This window comes from Micromonospora sp. WMMD964 (genome assembly GCF_029581455.1).
Taxonomy (GTDB): domain Bacteria; phylum Actinomycetota; class Actinomycetes; order Mycobacteriales; family Micromonosporaceae; genus Micromonospora.
Window position 1 is genome coordinate 3,016,776 of record NZ_CP120860.1, and the last position, 18,232, is coordinate 3,035,007.

Below are 18,232 nucleotides of genomic sequence, written 5' to 3' on the forward strand. Positions count from 1 at the left end.
ATGCGGATCACGGGATTTCGGACGCTCACCACGGTCCAGGAGTGGGGGCGCCCCGTCGGCGACGCCAACGGCGTGTTCGCCGACGGGGTGGTCCCGATCTCGATCGTCCTCGTCGACACCGACGAGGGCATCACCGGCGTCGGCCTCGGGCCGCACGTCGAGATCGAGCGGATCTTCGCTGCGATCGAGGGCGAAGACCCCCGTGCGGTGACGACCCTGTACGACCGCATGCTGCGGCACACCTTCAAGGCCGGCCACGCCGGGCCGGTGTTCGGCACCATCGGCGCTCTCGACACCGCCCTGTGGGACATCAAGGCGCAGGCTGCCGGCGAGCCACTGTGGCGGCTGCTGGGCGGACGGGACCGGCGGGTCAACGCCTACGCCTCCGGCCTGGACATCGGGTTGACCGACGACGAACTCGTCGCCGCGTACGAGGTCTACGCCGGCCACGGTCTGCGGGCGGCCAAGCTCAAGGGCGGCCTCGACATCGAGCGGGACCGGCACCGGCTCGGCCTGGTCAGAGACGTCCTGACCGACGCCGGGCACGGCCGGCGGGCGGGTCTGATGCTCGACGTCAACGAGGCATGGACCCGCAAGCAGGCGGTGCGGCACGTCTGCGAACTCGAACGCTCGCTCGACCTCATCTGGATCGAGGAGCCCGTCCGGCGGTGGGACGCCGAGGGTCACGCCGCCGTCAGCCGGGGGGTGTGCGCGTCGGTCGCGACGGGGGAGAACCTGACCGGGCTCGAACAGTACCGCCCACTGATCGCCGCCGGTGCGGTCGACGTCGTCCAGATGGCCGCGGTCTGGGGGGTCACCCACTTCCTGCGGGTGTCCGCCCTGGCCCACGCGCACGACCTGCCGGTCAGCCCGATCGGCAACAGCCCGATCGGGCTGTTGCACGCCGCGACCTCGGTGCCGAACCACCTGACCAGCGAGTTGCAGGACCTTCATCGTCCGGTCGGTGTCTCCATCGACCTGCACGTCGAGGACGGCGCCTTCATCCTCGGCGACTCGCCCGGGCTGGGTGTCCGTGTCGACGAGGAGGTGATCCGAGCCGCCAACCGCCGCCCGCAGGCGCAGACCGCCGACACCCCCAACGTCCGGCCGGAGCGGGCCGGCCGCTGGTTGCTGGCCGGTGTGGACGGTATCGTCGCCGGCCATCCGGTGCCCGTCGTCTCGCTGAACTCGCACAACGAGGTGGCGCCCACCGGGCGGTAGTGAGCTGAGCACCACACCAGGAGGAGCGTGGGTGCACCGCCGCGGCGGTGCACCCACGACCATGCTCGGTCGGCACGACCGCCGTACCGACCGTCGAGACGGAGGAGCGATGAAGGCAGTCGTCTACCGGGGGGCGCGTGACCTCGGAATCGAAGACCGCGAGCCGGCGCCACCCGGTCCGGGAGAGGTGCGGATCGACGTGGCCTACACCGGAATCTGTGGCACCGACCTGCACATCTACCACGGCGACATGGACGCCCGGGTCGGTGACTCCGCGATCATCGGGCACGAGATGTCCGGGCGGATCGCCGCGGTCGGCGCGGACGTCGACGGCTTGGGCGTCGGCCAGCCCGTCACCGTGATGCCGACCCGCCCGTGTGGACGGTGCGCGGCCTGCCGGCGCGGCACCTCGCACATCTGCCACGCCATGAACTTCCTCGGCATCGACTCACCGGGCGCCATGCAGTCCTCCTGGAACGTCCCGGCCACGCTGGTCCTGCCACTGCCCGAGGAACTACCGCTGGACCACGCGGCGCTCGTGGAGCCGGTCGCGGTCGCCGTGCACGACGTGCGGCGGGGACGGGTGTCCGCCGACGACCAGGTGGTCGTCGTCGGCGGTGGGCCGGTGGGTGTGCTCATCGCGACCGTCGCGCAGAGCCGAGGCGCGCGGGTGCTCCTGGTCGAGCCGGACCCGTACCGGCGTGAGGTGGCGGGCGGCGTCGGGATCGAGGCCGTCGACCCGGGGTCGACCGATGTCGTGGCGCTCGTCGACGACCGTACCGACGGCGCGGGCGCCGACATCGCCTTCGAGGTGTCCGGCGCCGCCGCCGGTGTCACCACGGCTGTCGACGTGCTCACCACCCGAGGCAGGTTGGTGATGGTGGCGATCCACCCCAGGCCCCGCGAGGTGAACCTGCACCGGTTCTTCTGGCGCGAACTGGAACTTCTGGGCGCCCGGCTCTACCAGCGCGACGACGTGGAGGAGGCGATCCGACTGGTCGCGTCGGGCGCGATCCCGGCACGACAGCTCATCTCCCGGATCGAGCCGATCGACGCGGCCGCCGCCGCTTTCACGGCGCTCGAAGGTGGCGGCGTCATGAAGGTGCTGCTCGACCTGCAGGGAGGCGACAAGTGACCACGCTGTTCGACCTGTCCGGGCAGACCGCGGTCGTGACCGGGGCCCGGCGCGGCATCGGTCTCGCCATGGCCGAGGCCCTGGCCCTGGCCGGCGCCGACATCGTCGGCGTCTCCGCTCAGCTCGAAGCGAGCGGCAGCGAGGTCGAAGCCCGCGTGCAGGCCGCCGGCCGCCGGTTCACCGGGCTGCGGGTCGACCTCGGCGACCGGGCCGCCGTGCACCGGTTGGCCCGGGACCTCACCGGCCTCGGGCCGGTCGACATCCTGGTGAACAACGGTGGCACGATCGCCCGTACGCCGGCCGCGGAGCACCCGGACGAGATGTGGGACCAGGTGATCGAGGTGAACCTCAGCAGCCAGTTCGTCCTGAGCCGGGAGATCGGCCGGACGATGGTCGAGCGCGGCCGAGGAAAGATCATTTTCACGGCGTCGCTGCTGAGCTTCCAGGGCGGCATCACCGTCCCCGGCTATGCCGCGTCGAAGTCGGGCGTCGCCGGCCTGACCAAGGCGTTGGCCAACGAGTGGGCGGCCCACGGGGTGAACGTCAACGCGATCGCCCCCGGCTACATCGCCACCGACAACACCCAGGCGCTGCGCGACGACCCCGACCGTAACCAGGCGATCCTCGGCCGGATTCCGGCCGCCCGGTGGGGCCGGGCCGACGACCTCGGCGGTGCGACGGTGTTCCTGGCGTCGGCCGCGTCCGACTACGTCAACGGGATCGTGCTGCCCGTCGACGGCGGTTGGCTGGGCCGATGACCGGCGGGCAGGGGCCGCGGCGAGCCGGGATCGTCGACGCACACCACCACCTCTGGGTCCGCGCACGGCACCCCCAGACGTGGATCGACCCGGTGACGATGGCGGCCATCGACGCCGACTTCGAGCCCGCCGACCTCGCGCCGCTCGCCCAGGCGGCCGGGGTCACCGCGACCGTGGTGGTGCAGTCCATCGCCTCCGAGGCGGAGACGGTGGACCTGCTGGCCATCGCGGCCGAGGACACCCTCGTCCGCGGGGTCGTCGGCTGGGTGGACCTGACCGCCCCCGACGTCGTCGCCCGCATCGACCGCCTGCGGGCGGCACCGGGCGGAGACCGCCTCGTCGGTATCCGTCACCTCGTACAGAGCGAGACCGACCCGGAGTACCTGGATCGTCCGGACGTCCGGCGGGGGATCGCCGCGGTGGGCGCGGCGGGCCTGGTGTACGACCTGCTGGTCCGCCAGCACCAGCTACCCATGGCCGCGCGCCTGGCGCACGACCTGCCGGAGGTGAGCTTCGTCCTCGATCACCTGGGCAAGCCCGCGCTGGGCCGCCCGGAGATGACGGAGTGGACCCGCGGCCTGCGGGCGCTGGCGGACGCCCCCAACACCACGGCGAAGATCTCCGGTCTGGTGACCGAGGTCGATCGGTCGCCCTGGACGCCGGAAGACCTCCGACCGGCCGTCGAGGCCGCGCTCGACGCGTTCGGACCGGACCGACTGATGTACGGCTCGGACTGGCCGGTCTGTCTGCTCGCCAGTTCGTACGCGCGGTGGGTCGAGGTGCTGGCGGCGTTGCTGGGCGACCACGACGAGGCCGACCAGGCGTCGATCTGGGGCGACACGGCACGCCGCGTCTACGGGCTGGAGGCGTCGTGAGGGTACGGACGCTGCCGCTCCGCCCGCAGGTGCGTCTCACCGAGCTGGGCTTCGGTGCGGCCCAGGGCGGCAACCTGTACCGGACGACGACGGACGAGGAGTTCGCGTCGGCTGTCGACCGGGCCTGGGAGGCGGGTGTCCGGTACTACGACACCGCGCCGCACTACGGGCTGGGGCTGTCCGAGCGTCGGCTCGGCGCCGCCCTGCGGGAGCGGCCACGGGACGAGTACGTGGTGTCGACGAAGGTGGGGCGACTCCTGGTGCCCTCGCCGCAGGACGCGCACCTGCGGGACACCGAAGGGTTCGACGTGCCGGCCAGCCACCGGCGGGTCTGGGACTTCAGCCGCGACGGCGTCCTGCGGTCGATCGAGGCCAGCCTGGACCGTACCGGGCTGGACCGGGTGGACGTCGTCTACCTGCACGACCCGGACGACCACTGGGAGCAGGCGGCACGCGAGGCCGTACCCGCACTGGTCGAGCTGCGTGACCAGGGCGTCGTGGGCGCGATCGGCGCCGGCATGAACCAGTCGGCGATGCTGGCGCGGTTCGTGCGGGAGACCGACGTCGACGTGCTGATGTGCGCCGGGCGGTACACCCTGCTGGAGCAGGGGGCGGCGGACGACCTGTTGCCGGCCGCCACCGACCGGGGCGTGGGCGTGGTCGTCGCGGGCGTCTACAACTCGGGGCTGCTGTCGCGGGAGCGGCCACCGGCCGATGCCGTCTACAACTACCAGCAGGCGCCGACGGAGCTGATCGAGCGGGCACGACGGATCGCGGCGGTCTGCGAGACGTACGGGGTGACTCTGCCCCAGGCGGCGCTCGCGTTCGTCCGTCGGCATCCGGCGGTCGTGTCGACGGTCGTCGGCGTGCGCGACGGCGCGCAGGTCACCGAGACGATGCGACGGTTCGGGACCGCCGTGCCCGAGGAGCTCTGGGACGCGTTGGCGCAGGCGGGTCTGCTCGCCGTGTCGCCCGGCGCGGACGCCGGACGCGGCTGAGAAGGAGACGTCCCGGCCGGGACCGGCTCCGATCATCGGATACCGGCCCCGACCGGGACGTCGTTCGTTACCGCGACAAGCCGCGGATCACAGCGCGGTGAACCGCCACTGCTGGTTCGTCGCGTTGGTGCAGTTCCACTGCAACACCCGGGCGCCGTCGGCCGTGGAAGCGCCGTTGACGTCCATGCAGAGCCCGCTCAGCGCACTCTTCACCGTGTACACGCCGGAGGTTCCCGTCGCGGTTGCGGTGAACTTCTGCTGGTTGCCGTTGTTGCAGGTGGCCTGCTGGAGGAAGGCACCCGCCGCGGTCGAGCTACCGATCACCTCGACGCACTTGTTGCTGTGCACCGCCTTCAGGTAGAGCGCGCCGTTACCGGCGTCGACCGCCTGCCACCTCTGGTTGTTGCCACCGGTGGACGCCCACTGGGTGATCTGGGCGCCGTCGGCGGTGGAGACACCGCTGACGTCCAACAGCTTGTTGCTGTGCACCGCGGTGACCGTGTAGGTCTTACCCGCCAGACCGGTGCCGGTGCCGGTGCCGGGCGTCCCGACGCCGTTTCCGCCGAAGGTGTGCGAGTCCACATCGAACGAGTTGTTGGCGTTCTTGAACACCATGTAGAGCGTGTGCGTCCCGCCGAGGGCCGCGACGCTCACCGGTGTCGTGGACTGGTAGTTGTCCCAGCCACCCGTGCTGGGCACCGTGGTGGTGGCCAACAGGGTGCCGGTCGGCGAGTCGGCCCGCAGCTCGATCGAACCGCCGCCGGAGGGTGACGACAGCCGGTAGCTGACCGTCGAGATCCCCGACAGGTTCATCGGGGTGAACGCGATCCAGTCGTTCGAGGAGATGTCCCCGATGCGCTTGGTGCTCTCCGCGGCCGCCTGGTCGACCACCCGGATGCCGGACTGGCTGCTGAAGTACTCGGACTGCTTGTGCTTCGGTTGCAGGATCGCCTGTGCGGTGCCGGTGAGCGGCGCCCCACCGCTGGGGCCACCGTTGTCGGTGTACCGGGCGTTCAGCACGTAGAACAGGTTGGCGCCGTCGGGGTGCCCGCCGAGCAGGTCGGTGGAGATGGTCCCCGAGCAGCCCGGGTACTCGGTGGTCTCGTGCGCGTGGTCGTCGTGACCCAGCGCCGGGTTGAGGAACACCTTCGAGCAGTCGACCGTGCCGCCGTCCGGGTCGGTCACGGTGATCTGGTACGGCACCTTGTCACCGAAGGTGAGCATGCCGCCGTTGCCCGGTGTGGTGATGGTGAGCACCGGCGCGCTGTTGCCGACGGTGATCGGGACGTTGGCGAAGCCGGTCTTGCCGGTGCTGTCGGTGACCTTCAACTGGGCGGTGTAGTTGCCGTTGGAGGTGTACACCTTCGACGGGTTGGCCGCCGTGGAGGTGGTGCCGTCGCCGAACGTCCACAGGTAGCTCAACGTGTTGCCGTCCGGGTCGGACGTGCCGGCGCTGCTGAACTGGACGGTCAGCGGTGCGCTGCCGCTGGTGGGCGTGCCGGTGGCCTTGACGATCGGTGACCGGCCGCCCTGGTTGTAGTCGATCCGGTAGAGCCCGGAGTCGCTGTTGCCGCCGCCGAAGTTGGTGCCCCACTCCAGCAGGTAGAGCGAGCCGTCCTTGCCGAACTCCATGTCCATCGGCTTGTTGAACCGCACGTTGGGCAGGAACGGGTTGGTGCGGGTCACCGCCGAGGAGGAGTCGAAGTGCACCTCCTTGACGTAGTTGCGCGCCCACTCGTAGAAGAAGTGCACGCCGTCGTAGTAGGGCGGGAACTTCGTCTCGGAGGGGTTCGCCGCGTCGTACCGGTAGATCGGCCCACCCATCGGAGCGGAGCCGCCGGAGCCGAGCTCGGGGAAGGTCGTCGAGGCGGGGTAGCCATACCAGATGTTCGGCATGACGACCGGCTTCAGGCTGGTCAGACCGGTGTTGTTCGGCGAGTTGTTGACCGGCGCGGAGCAGTTGAACTTCGCGCCGACGACGCCGGTGTCCGGGTTGAACGGGGCGTACGGCTGGTTGTTGCCGTGGCAGAACGGCCAGCCGTAGTTGCCGGCCTGCTTGATCACGTTGAGCTCGACCAGGCCCTCCGGGCCGCGGTTGGTGGTGGGCGGGTTCCGGTCCGGGCCGTAGTCGGCCAGGTAGACCCAGCCGTTGGCCGGGTCGATGGAGAAGCGGAACGGGTTGCGGAAGCCCATCGCGTAGACCTCGGGCTTGGTCTGCGCGGTGCCCTGGGGGTAGAGGTTGCCCGACGGGATGGTGTAGCCACCGTTGGCCGAGGGCCGGATGCGCAGCAGCTTGCCCCGCAGGTCGTTGGTGTTGCCGGCGCTGCGGGCGGCGTCCAGGTTCGACTTGCCCGAGCGCCAGTCCAGCGGGGCGTAGCCCTGCCAGTTCGGATCCAGGTTCGGCGGCGTGTCGTCGCCGGTGCCGATGAAGAGGTTGCCGTCCGGACCGAACTTGATGTAGCCGCCGGTGTGGCCGGGCTCCGGGAACGTCCGGTCCCGGTACGCGGGGATGTCGATGATCGTCACGCCGCTCGACGTGTTCAGCGTGTCACCGCTGACCGTGTAGCGGGAGACCCGGTTGACGTCGGTGCTGCTGTTGGCCGGTGAGTGGTACAGGTAGATGTAGCCGTTGGTGGCGAAGTTGGGGTCCAGTGCCATGCCGGTGAGGCCGTCCTCACCGCCGGTGTAGACGCTGAGCGTGCCGGCCGTCACGGTGCTGTTGGTGGAGGGCTTGAAGATCTTCACCTGGCCGCCGCGCTGGACGTAGAAGACCCGGCCGTCCGGTGCCACACCCAGCGCCATCGGGTCGACGGTGTTGTCGTCGAGGGTGCGCTTCTCGAAGTTGCCCCAGACGGTGCCGCCGCAGTCTCCGGCGGCGTTACCGGCCGCCCACCGGATGCCACCGAGCACGTGGTTCTGGAAGTTCGCCTCGCTGTAGGAGCCGATCGCGTGGCCCATCGCGGTGGCCCACACCCGCCCGCCGTTGGTGTTGCGGCACCAGGAGATCGGATGATCCGGGCCCATCGCCCGGGATCCGGGGTTGTAGGTGCGCTCGTCGGCGGTCACCAGCACGTGCACGTTGCCGCGCGGGTTGGCGTCGAAGTTGTACCACTCCTCGCTGCGGGTCCACCGATCCGGCAGGCCGGCCGTCGACGGGTGCTTCTTGTCGGCGACGATGGCGGTGCCCTGGAGCACGCCGGGGGAGTGCTCGGGCATGTGGGCGCCGGCGTTGATGGTCTGGTCCCACCACGGGTATTCGTTCTCGATGCCCATGTCGGTGGCGTTGTGGATGGCGACGATGCCCTTGCCGCTGGCGAGGTAACCCTCCACCGCCTGGCGCTGCGCCGCCGAGGTCCAGACCATGCCGGAGGTCTGGAGCATGACGATCACGTCGAAGGTCGCCAGGTTACCGGCGGTGAAGACGCTGGAGTCCTCGGTCGCCACCACCTCGAAGTTGTTCGCCGCCGCCTGCTGCTGGATCATGCTGATCCCGGCGGGGATCGAGTCGTGGCGGTAGCCGGTGGTCTTGGTGAACACCAGGGCCCGGAAGGCCGGAGCAGCCGACGCGGGTGGGGCGAGTCCGAGCGCCAGCAACAAGCCGGCGATCACTGAGATGAGCAATGTGTTGCGACGCATGCCGTCTCCTAGGTTGGGCGGTGGGGGTGCGATCACGAGCACCACGCTGCGTCAGGTCGTGCCTGGACGCGCGGGTGGGCGTGAGCGTTCTGGTCTGTCCTCATGCCGTTCGCCGCAACGGCACTCAGACCCGCAGGACATCACCCAGCGTGACGGTCGCCGTGGTGCTCGTCCCGTGGTCCACGAGGTCAGGATGAGCTAGAGATCCATGACTGTCAATTAATGAAGTGACGTCCGACGTTCTGCCCGGTTGACGACGGCCGCCATCGACTGCCCAACTGCGGCATCGCTGCCGGTCTGGCTGCCGGGCCTGGCAATCGGCCCCGGTCGAGGATTGCGGACCAGCATCCAAACATCTATCTTCATACGTGTGATGTTTCGTCGATGTCAAGGGAATGTTCGCGATAGAAGAACGTAAGCATCCGCCGCTACCTACGAAAGTTCGATGGCTGGCACCTCGAAGTCGCCGTAGCGTTTGATCGAATATTGTTGATGACTACTGTCTGTGAGGGCTTTCGGAATGTCAGACCCACGGCCGGTGCCGTTACTCAACCTCCGGGGCATCGGCAAGTCCTTCCTCGGCGTACGCGTTCTCGACGGTGTCGACCTCGATGTCGCGCCGGGCGAGGTGCACGCCGTGGTCGGCGAGAACGGCGCCGGGAAGTCGACCCTCATGAAGATCGTCTCGGGCGGGTACGCCCCGGACGAGGGCACCGTCGAGTTCGCCGGCGAACAGCGCACGTTCCGTGGTCCGCGGGACGCGCAGCGGGCCGGCGTCGGCATCATCCACCAGGAGTTCAACCTGCTCCCGGAGCGCACCGTCGCGGAGAACGTCTACCTGGGGCACGAGCCCGTGCGTCGTGGGCTGGTCGACCGGCGGGCGATGCTCGACCGCACCACCCGACTGCTCGCCTCGATCGGCGAGACCACCCTGCCGGCGGACGCCCGGGTGGGGCAGCTCGGCGTCGCCCAGCAACAGGTCGTCGAGATCGCCAAGGCGCTCGCCCTGGACGCCCGCCTGCTCATCATGGACGAGCCGACCGCCTCGCTGGCCGACCACGAGGTCGAACTCCTCTACGGGTTGGTGCGCCGACTCCAGGAGCGCGGCATCGGCCTGCTCTACGTCTCGCACCGGCTCGCCGAGGTCTTCGACCTGTCCAGCCGGATCACCGTCCTCAAGGACGGTCGCCACGTCATCACGGTGGACACCGCGGACACCGACGCCGACGCGCTGGTGCGGCACATGGTCGGCCGGGAGCTGTCCAGCTACTACCCGGACCGGGCCGCCCCCGAGGACCGCGGCCCGGTACGGCTCAACCTCCGCGACGTGGGCAACCGCAAGCTGCACGACGTCAACCTCCAGTTGCGCGCCGGTGAGGTGCTCGGCATCGGCGGCCTGCAGGGCTCCGGCCGCTCGGCGCTGGCCCGGGCGATCTTCGGGGTGACCCCGTTCACGACCGGCGACGTCAGCGTCGACGACCGGCCGGTCCGACTGCGCTCACCCCGCGCCGCGATGCGGGCCGGCATCGCGTACGTCACCGAGGACCGCAAGGGCGAGGGGATCGTGCCCCGCCAGTCGGTGCTCGACAACGCGCTGCTCGCCAGCCGGGCTGTCTTCGCCGCCCGGTCCGGCCGTGCGGCCCGTACGCAGCGCCTGCGCGAGCTGCTCGCCGCCGTGGAGGTCCGCTCCGCCGGCGACGACCAGGAGATCCGCTTCCTGTCCGGTGGAAATCAGCAGAAGGTCGTGCTGGCCCGCTGGCTCGCGCTCAACCCGCGGATCCTCCTCTTCGACGAACCGACCCGGGGGATCGACGTGGGTGCGAAGTCAGCCATCCACGACCTCGTGCGCAGCCTCGCCCGCGACGGAGCGGCAGTGCTGATGATCTCGTCCGACCTGCCGGAGCTGCTGGGGATGAGTGACCGCATCGTCGTCATGCGCGACGGGCGCGTCGCGGGCGAGCTGCCCGCCGGCGCGACCGAGGAGGACGTCGTCGCCCTGGCGGTCGGCACGGCACGGGAGGCCGCCGCATGAGCGCGCTGTCGCTCCTTCCGGCCCGCCGTCCCGTGCCGGGCGTCTTCGTGGCCCTGATCCTCACCCTGGCGATCGGTTGGCTGGTCGTTCTCGTCGACGGCGGCCAGCTCTTCAACCAGTCCACGACGGTGAGCCTGCTGCACGTCGCCGCCGGGCTCGGGCTCGTCGCCGTCGGCCAGACCCTGGTCATCCTGGGCGGTTCGCTCGACCTGTCGGTCGCGTACGTGATCAGTCTCAGCACTCTCGTCGCGGCCGAGACGATGAACGGCAGCGACGGCGCGCTGGTGCCGGCGATCGGCCTGGTGCTCGCGGTGAGCGCGGGCATCGGGCTGTTCAACGGCCTGCTCGTCACCAAGCTCCGGGTCAACGCGTTCATCGCGACGCTCGGCGTCGGGCTGCTGCTCAAGGGTTACCTCGACAACGGCTACGACGGCCCGGCCGGCACCACCTCGCCCACCCTCGTGCAGACCCTCGGCTACCAGCGCGTCGGCCCGGTGCCGGTGTCGTTCCTGCTGTTGCTCGCCGTGACCGCGGCAGTCTGGTTCGCGCTCACCCGGACCCGGTTCGGGCACCACCTGGTCGCCGTGGGCGGCGATCCGGAGGTGGCCCGGCTCTCCGGTGTCCGCAACGACCGGATCCTCGTCATCGCCCACGTGCTCTGCTCGATGTGCGCGGGGCTGGCCGGCATCTACCTCGCCAGTCGGCTCGGCTCGGGCGCGCCCCGGGTCGGCACCGAGGGTCTCTACGACCTGGAGTCCATCGCCGCCGTGGTGATCGGCGGGACGGCCCTCGCCGGTGGCCGCGGCGGCGTCATCGGCACCATCGGTGGGGTGCTGCTGCTCGCCAGCATCGACTCCATCTTCAACCAGCTCGAGGTCGACGCCTTCTTCAAGCAGGTGATCCGGGGCGTCATCATCATCGCCGCGGTCGCCGTCTACGCCCGCAGGGCCCTGCGAAAGGCGTCCTAGCCATGCAGACCGTCCACTCCCGTTCACTGCCGCTGCGGCTCCCCCGGGTGCGTCCCGGTGGTGTCCTGCCGATCCTCGTGATCCTCGCGGTGCTGTTGGTGCTCGTCGGCATCCGACAGCCCGACTTCCTGGCACCGCCCTCGCTGATGTCCTTCCTCGGCCGTTCGGCGCCGATCATCCTGCTCGCCGCCGGCCAGTACTTCGTGATCGTCTCCGGCGAGTTCGACCTCTCCGTCGGCTCCCTGGTCACCGCGCAGGTGGTGGTCGCCGCCCGGCTGATCGACGGCGACCCGAGCCGAACCTGGCCGGTGGTGCTGCTCCTGCTCGCCTTCGGGGCGTTCGTCGGCGTGGTCAACGGCCTCGTCACGACACGGCTGCGGGTGCCGTCGTTCATCACCACCCTCGGCATGTTCCTGATCCTCTTCGGCGCGGTCTACCTGTGGTCCGACGGCGCCCCGAAGGGCGCCCTCTCCGAGGAGTTCCGTCGGTTCGGTCGACGGGCCTTCGAGGACGTGCCGCTGCTCGGCCGGGTGCCGTACGCGCTGCTGGTCCTGCTGGTCCTCGCGGTGCTGGCCGTGCTACTGATGCGCTCCGACTTCGGGCGCACCCTGGTCGCCGTCGGTGACAACCCGCGCACCGCCGAGTTGAGCGGCGTACGCGTCTGGCGTACCCGAACCGCCGCCTTCGTCCTCAGCGGCCTCGCGGCGGCGGTGGCGGCGATCCTGCTGGGCGGCTACAGCGGGGTGTCGTTCCAGGCCGGGGCCGGTCTGGAGTTCGGCGCCATCACCGCTGTCGTCCTCGGTGGCGTCGCGCTGGGTGGGGGTCGCGGCGCGGTCGTCGGCGCGATGCTCGGCGCGCTGACCCTCGAACTGCTGTTCGCCCTGATGAATTTCTACGGCGTCTCCGGCGCCCTCAGGTCGGCCGTCCAGGGCGGGATCATCCTGCTCGCCGTGGCGGTCTCCGCAACGCGTTCTTCGTCGAGATAAGAGGAGCCATAGTGCGACGTTCCCTAGCGGCGCTGGCCGCTGTCACCCTGCTGTCCCTCACCGCCTGCGCCACCGACGAGCCGGCCGCGAGCCCGTCCGGCAGCGCTCCGGCCGCCGGCTCGGGCACCGGGGAGCAGTCGAAGTTCTTCGTGCAGGCCGACTACGACGCCGAGCTGGCACTGCTGACCGCCACCGCCACCGGGCCGGCCGACAAGCCGTGGGAGCAGGCGCTCAACCCGAAGATGGTGGACACCGCCAAGTTCAAGAAGAACGGGCCGCACAAGATCTGCTTCTCCAACGCGGCCCTGAACAACCCGTGGCGGCAGGTCGGGTTCAAGACCATGCAGGCCGAGGTCGAGGCGCAGAAGAGCCGCATCAAGGAGTTCGTGCACGTCGACGCCGAGGGCAAGGACCAGAAGCAGATCGCGGACATCAACGACCTGCTCGGCAAGGGCTGCGACGCGCTCATCGTCTCGCCGAACACCACCGCGACGCTCACCCCGGCCGTCGAGGCGGCCTGCCAGGCGGGCCTGCCGGTGGTCGTCTTCGACCGCGGCGTCAACACGAAGTGCCCGGTGACGTTCATCAACCCCATCGGCGGTTACGGGTTCGGCCACGTCGGCGCCGAGTTCGTCAGCCAGAAGATGAAGCCCGGCGGCAAGGTCCTGGCCCTGCGGATCCTGCCCGGCGTCGACGTCCTGGAGACCCGCTGGTCGGCGGCGAAGGTGGCGTTCGACAAGGCGAAGGTCGACGTCGTCGGCGTCGAGTTCACCGACGGTGACCCGGCCAAGACCAAGAAGATCGTCGACGACTACATCCAGCGGTACGGCACGATCGACGGGGTCTGGATGGACGCCGGAGCGACGGCCGTCGCGGCGGTCGAGGCGTTCCAGGACGCGGGCAAGCCCGTCCCGCCGATGAACGGCGAGGACCAGCTCGACTTCCTGAAGATCTGGAAGGACAAGAACCTCACCGCCATCGCGCCGACCTACCCGACCTACCAGTGGCGTACGCCGATCATCGCGGCGCTGCGGATCCTCGACGGCGAGCAGGTGTCCAACCCGTGGAAGCTGCCGCAGCCGACCGTCACCCAGGAGAACCTGGACACGTACCTCGACGCGAGCATGCCGCCCCTGCACTACGCGATGTGCGGCTGCACCGACCTGCCCGGCTACCCGCAGCGCTGGAAGTAGGTTCCCGATGTACGCCATCGGCGTCAACCCGTGGGTGTGGGCCTCGCCGGTCGACGACAAGGCCCTGGCCGAGCTGATCCCACGGATCGCGGCGTTCGGCTTCGACGCGGTCGAGTTGCCGATCGAGCAACCGGGTGACTGGGACCCGGTCCGCACCCGGGACCTGCTGGCGGAGCACGGCCTCGCCGCCGCCGGCGTCTGCGCGGTCACCCCGCCCGGTCGGGACCTGGTCGACGCACCGGCAGCGGTCGTCGAGTCGACGGTGGCGTACCTCAAGGAGTGCGTGGCGAACGCGGCGGCCGTCGGCGCTGGATGCGTCGGCGGCCCCGTGTACGCCTCGGTCGGTCGGACCTGGCGGATGTCGCCGACGGCTCGCGCCGCCTGCTACGCGGACTTCCGGCGCGCCCTGACGCCGGTCGCGGAGCAGGCGGCCGAGTGCGGGGTGAGCATCGGTGTCGAGGCGTTGAACCGCTACGAGACGAGCGTCGTCAACACGATCGAGCAGACGGTCGAGCTGATCGACGGCCTGCCGTCGAGCGTCGGCATCATGATCGACACGTACCACATGAACATCGAGGAGGCCGACCCCTACGCGGCCCTCGCCGTCGCCGGGCGGCACATCAAGCACGTCCAGGTCAGCGGCACCAACCGGGGCGCACCCGGTGCCGACCACTTCGACTGGCCCCGGTTCTTCACGGTCCTGCGCGACACCGGTTACCAGGGCGCGATCTGCATCGAGTCGTTCACGGCGGAGAACGAGACGATCGCCACCGCCGCAGCGATCTGGCGTCCGCTGGCCCCCTCGCAGGACCGCCTCGCCACGGACGGCCTGCGCTACCTCCGGGAGATCCTCGGCTAGCCCCGCCCGTCCGTCCGCCACGCCTCCCGCCCGCCCGCCGAGGCGTTCCGTCCCCATGCCCTCCACACGTCAGGAGTACCGTCCCGTGTCCTCATCCCCTCCGCCGCTGCGCCGACTGCTGGCCGGCGCCGCCACGACGGCGGTGACCGCAGCGGTCGCCGTGACCGTCGCGGCCTCCCCGGCCGCCGCGGCCACCACCACCCTCTACGCGTCGCCCTCGGGCACCGGCAGCAGCTGTACGGTCAGCCAGCCGTGTTCGCTGACCGCCGCCCAGGCCGCGGTGCGGTCGCAGAACAGCTCCATGTCCGGTGACATCGTCGTGGAGCTGGCCAACGGCACCTACCGGCTCACGTCGCCGATGCGGCTGACCGCAGCCGACTCGGGCACCAACGGCTACCAGGTGATCTGGCGGGCCGCCGCCTCCGCCCGGCCGACGATCACCGGCGCCCGGGCGGTCACCGGGTGGTCGCTGGTGGACTCCGGGAAGAACATCTGGCGGGCCAACGTCGGCGCCGGTCTCGACTCGCGTCAGCTCTACGTCAACGGGGCCGTCGCCACCCGGGCGCGCACCGCCGTGAACCGTGCCGACTTCACCTTCACCACGAGCGGCATGCGGTTCAGCAACAGCGCGCTCAGCTACCTCAACAACCTCGGCAACCAGAACCGGGTCGAGGTGGAGAGCGTCGGCTCGTTCACCGACCGGTACTCGCCGGTGCAGAGCATCAGCGGCAACTTCCTGACCATGCAGCAGCCCGCGTGGAACAACAACACCTTCGGGTTCGACACCCTCTCCAGCCCGCACCGCGCGGGCCCCTTCTACCTGACCAACGCGTACGAGTTCCTGGACTCACCGGGGGAGTGGTACCTCAACCCGAGCAACGGCCAGCTCAACTACATCCCGCTCGCGGGGCAGTCCATGAGCTCCGTCAGCGTGGAGCTGCCGCAGTTGCAGTCGCTGGTCAACGTCGGTGGCACCTACGACGCGCCGGCGCACCACATCTCGTTCAGCGGGATCACCTTCACCGGCACCAGCTGGCTCGGCCCGAGCAGCAGCAACGGCTTCGCCGACCAGCAGACCGGCGCGCACATCACCGGCACGTGGTCGCGTCCGTCGGATGCGTTGACCTCCTGCCAGGCCGGCTGCCCGCAGTTCGAGGCCACCCGGCCGAACTGGAACCAGATGCCCGCCGCCGTGCAGGTCTCGGCCGCGAACACGATCACCTTCAGCGACTCCCAGTTCGTCAACCTCGGACAGACGGCCATCGGAATCGGCAACGACGCCAACGCCCACGCCAGCGGCGTCGGCCTGGGCGCCAGCAACATCACCGTGACCCGCTCCGAGATCGCCCGCAACTCCGCCGGGGGCATCGTGGTCGGCGGCGTACGCGCCGACGCCCACCACCCCAGTGACCAGCGGATGGTCAACCGCAACATCACCATCAGCAACAACCGCGTCCACGATCTGGGTCTGGAGTACCGGGGGGTGGTCTCGATCCTGACCACCTACGTGAACGGGGCGTTGATCTCGCACAACGAGGTCTACAACATGCCGTACACCGGGCTGTCGGTCGGCTACGGCTGGGGCGCCAACGACGCCGGTGGCAGCCAGCACTACGCCAACCGGGGCCTCTACAACTACCAGCCGCGCTACACGACGGCGACCACGGCGGCCAACAACCAGGTCATCGGCAACTACGTGCACGACGTCATGCAGCAGATGACCGACGGTGGGTGCATCTACACCCTGTCGGCGAACCCGGGCGGCACCATCAACCAGAACTACTGCCTGCGGACCAACGGGTGGTTCGGGCTCTACTTCGACGAGGGCTCGCGCTACTACACCGCCCGCAACAACGTCTTCTCCAACACCGGCACGTGGGCCACCGCCAACTACTGGTACGCCGAGAACATGGGCAACTTCACCGTCACCAACAACTGGTCGACGAACAACAGCACCAACGTGACCAACGGGGATCGCGGCAACGTGGTCAACGGCAACGTCACGGTCTCCGGCGGCAACTGGCCGTCCGGCGCGCAGACGGTGATCAACGCCGCCGGTGTGCAGAGCGGCGGCGGCACCAACCCGCAGAACGTGCAGCTCGTGGGCGTCCAGTCGGGCCGCTGTGCCGAGATCGGCGGGTCGAGCACGACCAACGGCACCCAGGCCCAGCTCTGGGACTGCATCAGCGGCGCCACCAACCAGCGGTGGACCCACACCGCCGGCCGGCAACTCATGGTGTACGGCAGCAAGTGCCTGGACGCCTCCGGCCAGGGCACCGGCAACGGCACCCAGGTGGTCATCTGGGACTGCAACGGTCAGGCGAACCAGCAGTGGAACATCAACGCCAACGGCACGATCACCGGTGTGCAGTCGGGTCTGTGCCTGGACGCCAACGGCGCCGCCACGGCGAACGGCACGAAGTTGATCCTCTGGTCCTGCAACGGCGGGACCAACCAGCAGTGGCAGGTGCGTAGCTGAGCTGAGTCGAGCTGAACGGTCCGGGCTGGGGCGAGCGCCGCAGCCCGGACCGTCGCCGTCAGGTCGCGGCGAGCGCGCGCGCCGGGTCCGGCACCAGCCCGGCCGACGCGTCGAGACGTACCGGGATGGGGTCGGTGAGTTCCCCGACGAACGTCCCGTCGACGTGGTCGAGGAAACCGATGAGTGACCAGTCGTCGGCGGGTCCGGGGACCAGCCGCGGCGCGTACAGGTGCGGGTGCGTGAACGGGCGGGCGGACGCGATGTCCCACGGGCCGCGCACGGTGTCGCCGGTCGTCACCCAGATCCGGTGGTCGTCGCGTCGAGCGCTGCTGGTGGCGTCGGTGGAGAACAACAGCAGGGGTTGCCCGTCGATGACGGCGACCTGGGGTACCTCCAGGTGGCCGAAGCCGGCCGGTGTCGACAGCGGCGGTTGGACGGTCCAGGTGAGGAGGTCGGCGGACGTGGCGTGGCCGACGACGCCACGGCTGTTCGACGGTCCCGTGTTGGCGCGGGCGGTGACGAGCATGTGCCACCCGTCGCCGTCCGGGTCGGGGAACACCCACGGATCCCGCCAGGCCTGCTCGTACCACAGGTCCTTGTCGAGCAGCTCGTACCAGGTCGGGTCGGCCTCGACGATCGGCTCGGTGCCGTGCCGGTGCCAGGTGGTCAGGTCGTCGGAGACGGCCAGACCGATGCGTTGGACGAGCCCGTCCTCGGCGCGGCCGACCCCGGTGTAGAACAGGTACCAGCGTCCATCCGGGCCGCGGACCGTGCAGCCGGTCCAGGTCGCCAGGTCGTCCCAGCCGGGACTGTCGGCGGGGACCACGGCGTCGGCGACCAGACGCCACGAGTGCAGGTCCGCCGAGACGGCGTGGCCGATCGTGGCGCGGTGGTGGCGGCGGTGCGGGTCGTGCAGGGCACGGGACGCGCGGAGGAAGAACACGTGCCAGAGGCCGTTGTCGTCGCGTGCGTACCAGCTGTCCCACACCCAGTGGTCGGGTAGACGAAGCATGGCCGGAAACCTAGCACTAAACCGTTTTAGCGTCGGTCTCGGCGGGGTCGGTTCGGTGCTCAGACGGCCAGTCCGCCCGG

General features: G+C 70.1%; 13 protein-coding genes. 11 read left to right on the forward strand and 2 right to left on the reverse strand.

Annotation, left to right across the window (positions count from 1 at the left end; genetic code table 11):
* From O7616_RS14085 to O7616_RS14105, 5 genes are all read left to right on the forward strand, one after another.
* Positions 1–1,221, forward strand: coding sequence for a mandelate racemase/muconate lactonizing enzyme family protein (locus O7616_RS14085; protein ID WP_282307198.1), 1,221 nt, complete (start codon positions 1–3; stop codon positions 1,219–1,221).
* Positions 1,222–1,330: 109 nt separating this feature from the next.
* The gene (locus O7616_RS14090) at positions 1,331–2,356 is read left to right on the forward strand and encodes an alcohol dehydrogenase catalytic domain-containing protein (RefSeq protein ID WP_282307199.1); all 1,026 of its coding nucleotides are present in this window, start codon (positions 1,331–1,333) and stop codon (positions 2,354–2,356) included.
* Entirely contained in the window at positions 2,353–3,114 is a 762-nt protein-coding gene (locus O7616_RS14095; protein ID WP_282307200.1) for an SDR family NAD(P)-dependent oxidoreductase, read from the forward strand. The genes O7616_RS14090 and O7616_RS14095 overlap by 4 nt, the downstream gene beginning before the upstream one ends.
* A complete protein-coding gene (locus tag O7616_RS14100; protein ID WP_282307201.1) occupies positions 3,111–3,989 on the forward strand; it encodes an amidohydrolase family protein in 879 nt (292 codons plus the stop codon). The genes O7616_RS14095 and O7616_RS14100 overlap by 4 nt, the downstream gene beginning before the upstream one ends.
* Complete coding sequence (locus O7616_RS14105) at positions 3,986–4,987, forward strand: aldo/keto reductase (RefSeq protein WP_282307202.1); 1,002 nt, start codon at positions 3,986–3,988, stop codon at positions 4,985–4,987. The genes O7616_RS14100 and O7616_RS14105 overlap by 4 nt, the downstream gene beginning before the upstream one ends.
* A gap of 87 nt (positions 4,988–5,074) precedes the next feature.
* Here O7616_RS14105 and O7616_RS14110 read toward each other — a convergent pair whose 3' ends face one another.
* On the reverse strand, positions 5,075–8,623 hold the full coding sequence (locus tag O7616_RS14110) for a ThuA domain-containing protein (protein WP_282307203.1): 3,549 nt from the start codon (positions 8,621–8,623) through the stop codon (positions 5,075–5,077).
* Positions 8,624–9,143: 520 nt separating this feature from the next.
* Between O7616_RS14110 and O7616_RS14115 the strand changes: the two genes are divergently transcribed.
* From O7616_RS14115 to O7616_RS14140, 6 genes are all read left to right on the forward strand, one after another.
* Positions 9,144–10,655 (forward strand): sugar ABC transporter ATP-binding protein, encoded by a 1,512-nt coding sequence (locus O7616_RS14115; protein ID WP_282307204.1) that lies wholly within the window; start codon positions 9,144–9,146, stop codon positions 10,653–10,655.
* A complete protein-coding gene (locus O7616_RS14120; protein WP_282261416.1) occupies positions 10,652–11,623 on the forward strand; it encodes an ABC transporter permease in 972 nt (323 codons plus the stop codon). The genes O7616_RS14115 and O7616_RS14120 overlap by 4 nt, the downstream gene beginning before the upstream one ends.
* Before the next feature lie 2 nt (positions 11,624–11,625).
* The gene (locus tag O7616_RS14125) at positions 11,626–12,609 is read left to right on the forward strand and encodes an ABC transporter permease (RefSeq protein WP_282307205.1); all 984 of its coding nucleotides are present in this window, start codon (positions 11,626–11,628) and stop codon (positions 12,607–12,609) included.
* Positions 12,610–12,620: 11 nt separating this feature from the next.
* Positions 12,621–13,802, forward strand: a complete 1,182-nt coding sequence (locus tag O7616_RS14130) for an ABC transporter substrate-binding protein (protein WP_282307206.1) — start codon at positions 12,621–12,623, stop codon at positions 13,800–13,802.
* Between the two features lie 7 nt (positions 13,803–13,809).
* Positions 13,810–14,661, forward strand: a complete 852-nt coding sequence (locus tag O7616_RS14135; RefSeq protein WP_282307207.1) for a sugar phosphate isomerase/epimerase family protein — start codon at positions 13,810–13,812, stop codon at positions 14,659–14,661.
* Between the two features lie 85 nt (positions 14,662–14,746).
* Positions 14,747–17,140 carry a ricin-type beta-trefoil lectin domain protein gene (locus O7616_RS14140; RefSeq protein ID WP_282307208.1) on the forward strand — a complete coding sequence of 798 codons (2,394 nt, stop codon included), beginning with the start codon at positions 14,747–14,749 and terminating at the stop codon, positions 17,138–17,140.
* 58 nt (positions 17,141–17,198) lie between these two features.
* Here the strand turns inward: O7616_RS14140 and O7616_RS14145 are convergent, their stop codons facing one another.
* Positions 17,199–18,215, reverse strand: coding sequence for a family 43 glycosylhydrolase (locus O7616_RS14145; protein ID WP_282307630.1), 1,017 nt, complete (start codon positions 18,213–18,215; stop codon positions 17,199–17,201).
* Positions 18,216–18,232: the final 17 nt, after the last annotated feature.

Bases quoted from the DNA above. Each gene is read 5' to 3' on its own strand.
- O7616_RS14085 (WP_282307198.1), top strand. From the start codon at position 1: ATGCGGATCACGGGATTTCGGACGCTCACCACGGTCCAGGAGTGGGGG.
- O7616_RS14090 (WP_282307199.1), top strand. From the start codon at position 1,331: ATGAAGGCAGTCGTCTACCGGGGGGCGCGTGACCTCGGAATCGAAGAC.
- O7616_RS14100 (WP_282307201.1), top strand. From the start codon at position 3,111: ATGACCGGCGGGCAGGGGCCGCGGCGAGCCGGGATCGTCGACGCACAC.
- O7616_RS14110 (WP_282307203.1), bottom strand. From the start codon at position 8,623: ATGCGTCGCAACACATTGCTCATCTCAGTGATCGCCGGCTTGTTGCTG.
- O7616_RS14115 (WP_282307204.1), top strand. From the start codon at position 9,144: ATGTCAGACCCACGGCCGGTGCCGTTACTCAACCTCCGGGGCATCGGC.
- O7616_RS14120 (WP_282261416.1), top strand. From the start codon at position 10,652: ATGAGCGCGCTGTCGCTCCTTCCGGCCCGCCGTCCCGTGCCGGGCGTC.
- O7616_RS14125 (WP_282307205.1), top strand. From the start codon at position 11,626: ATGCAGACCGTCCACTCCCGTTCACTGCCGCTGCGGCTCCCCCGGGTG.
- O7616_RS14135 (WP_282307207.1), top strand. From the start codon at position 13,810: ATGTACGCCATCGGCGTCAACCCGTGGGTGTGGGCCTCGCCGGTCGAC.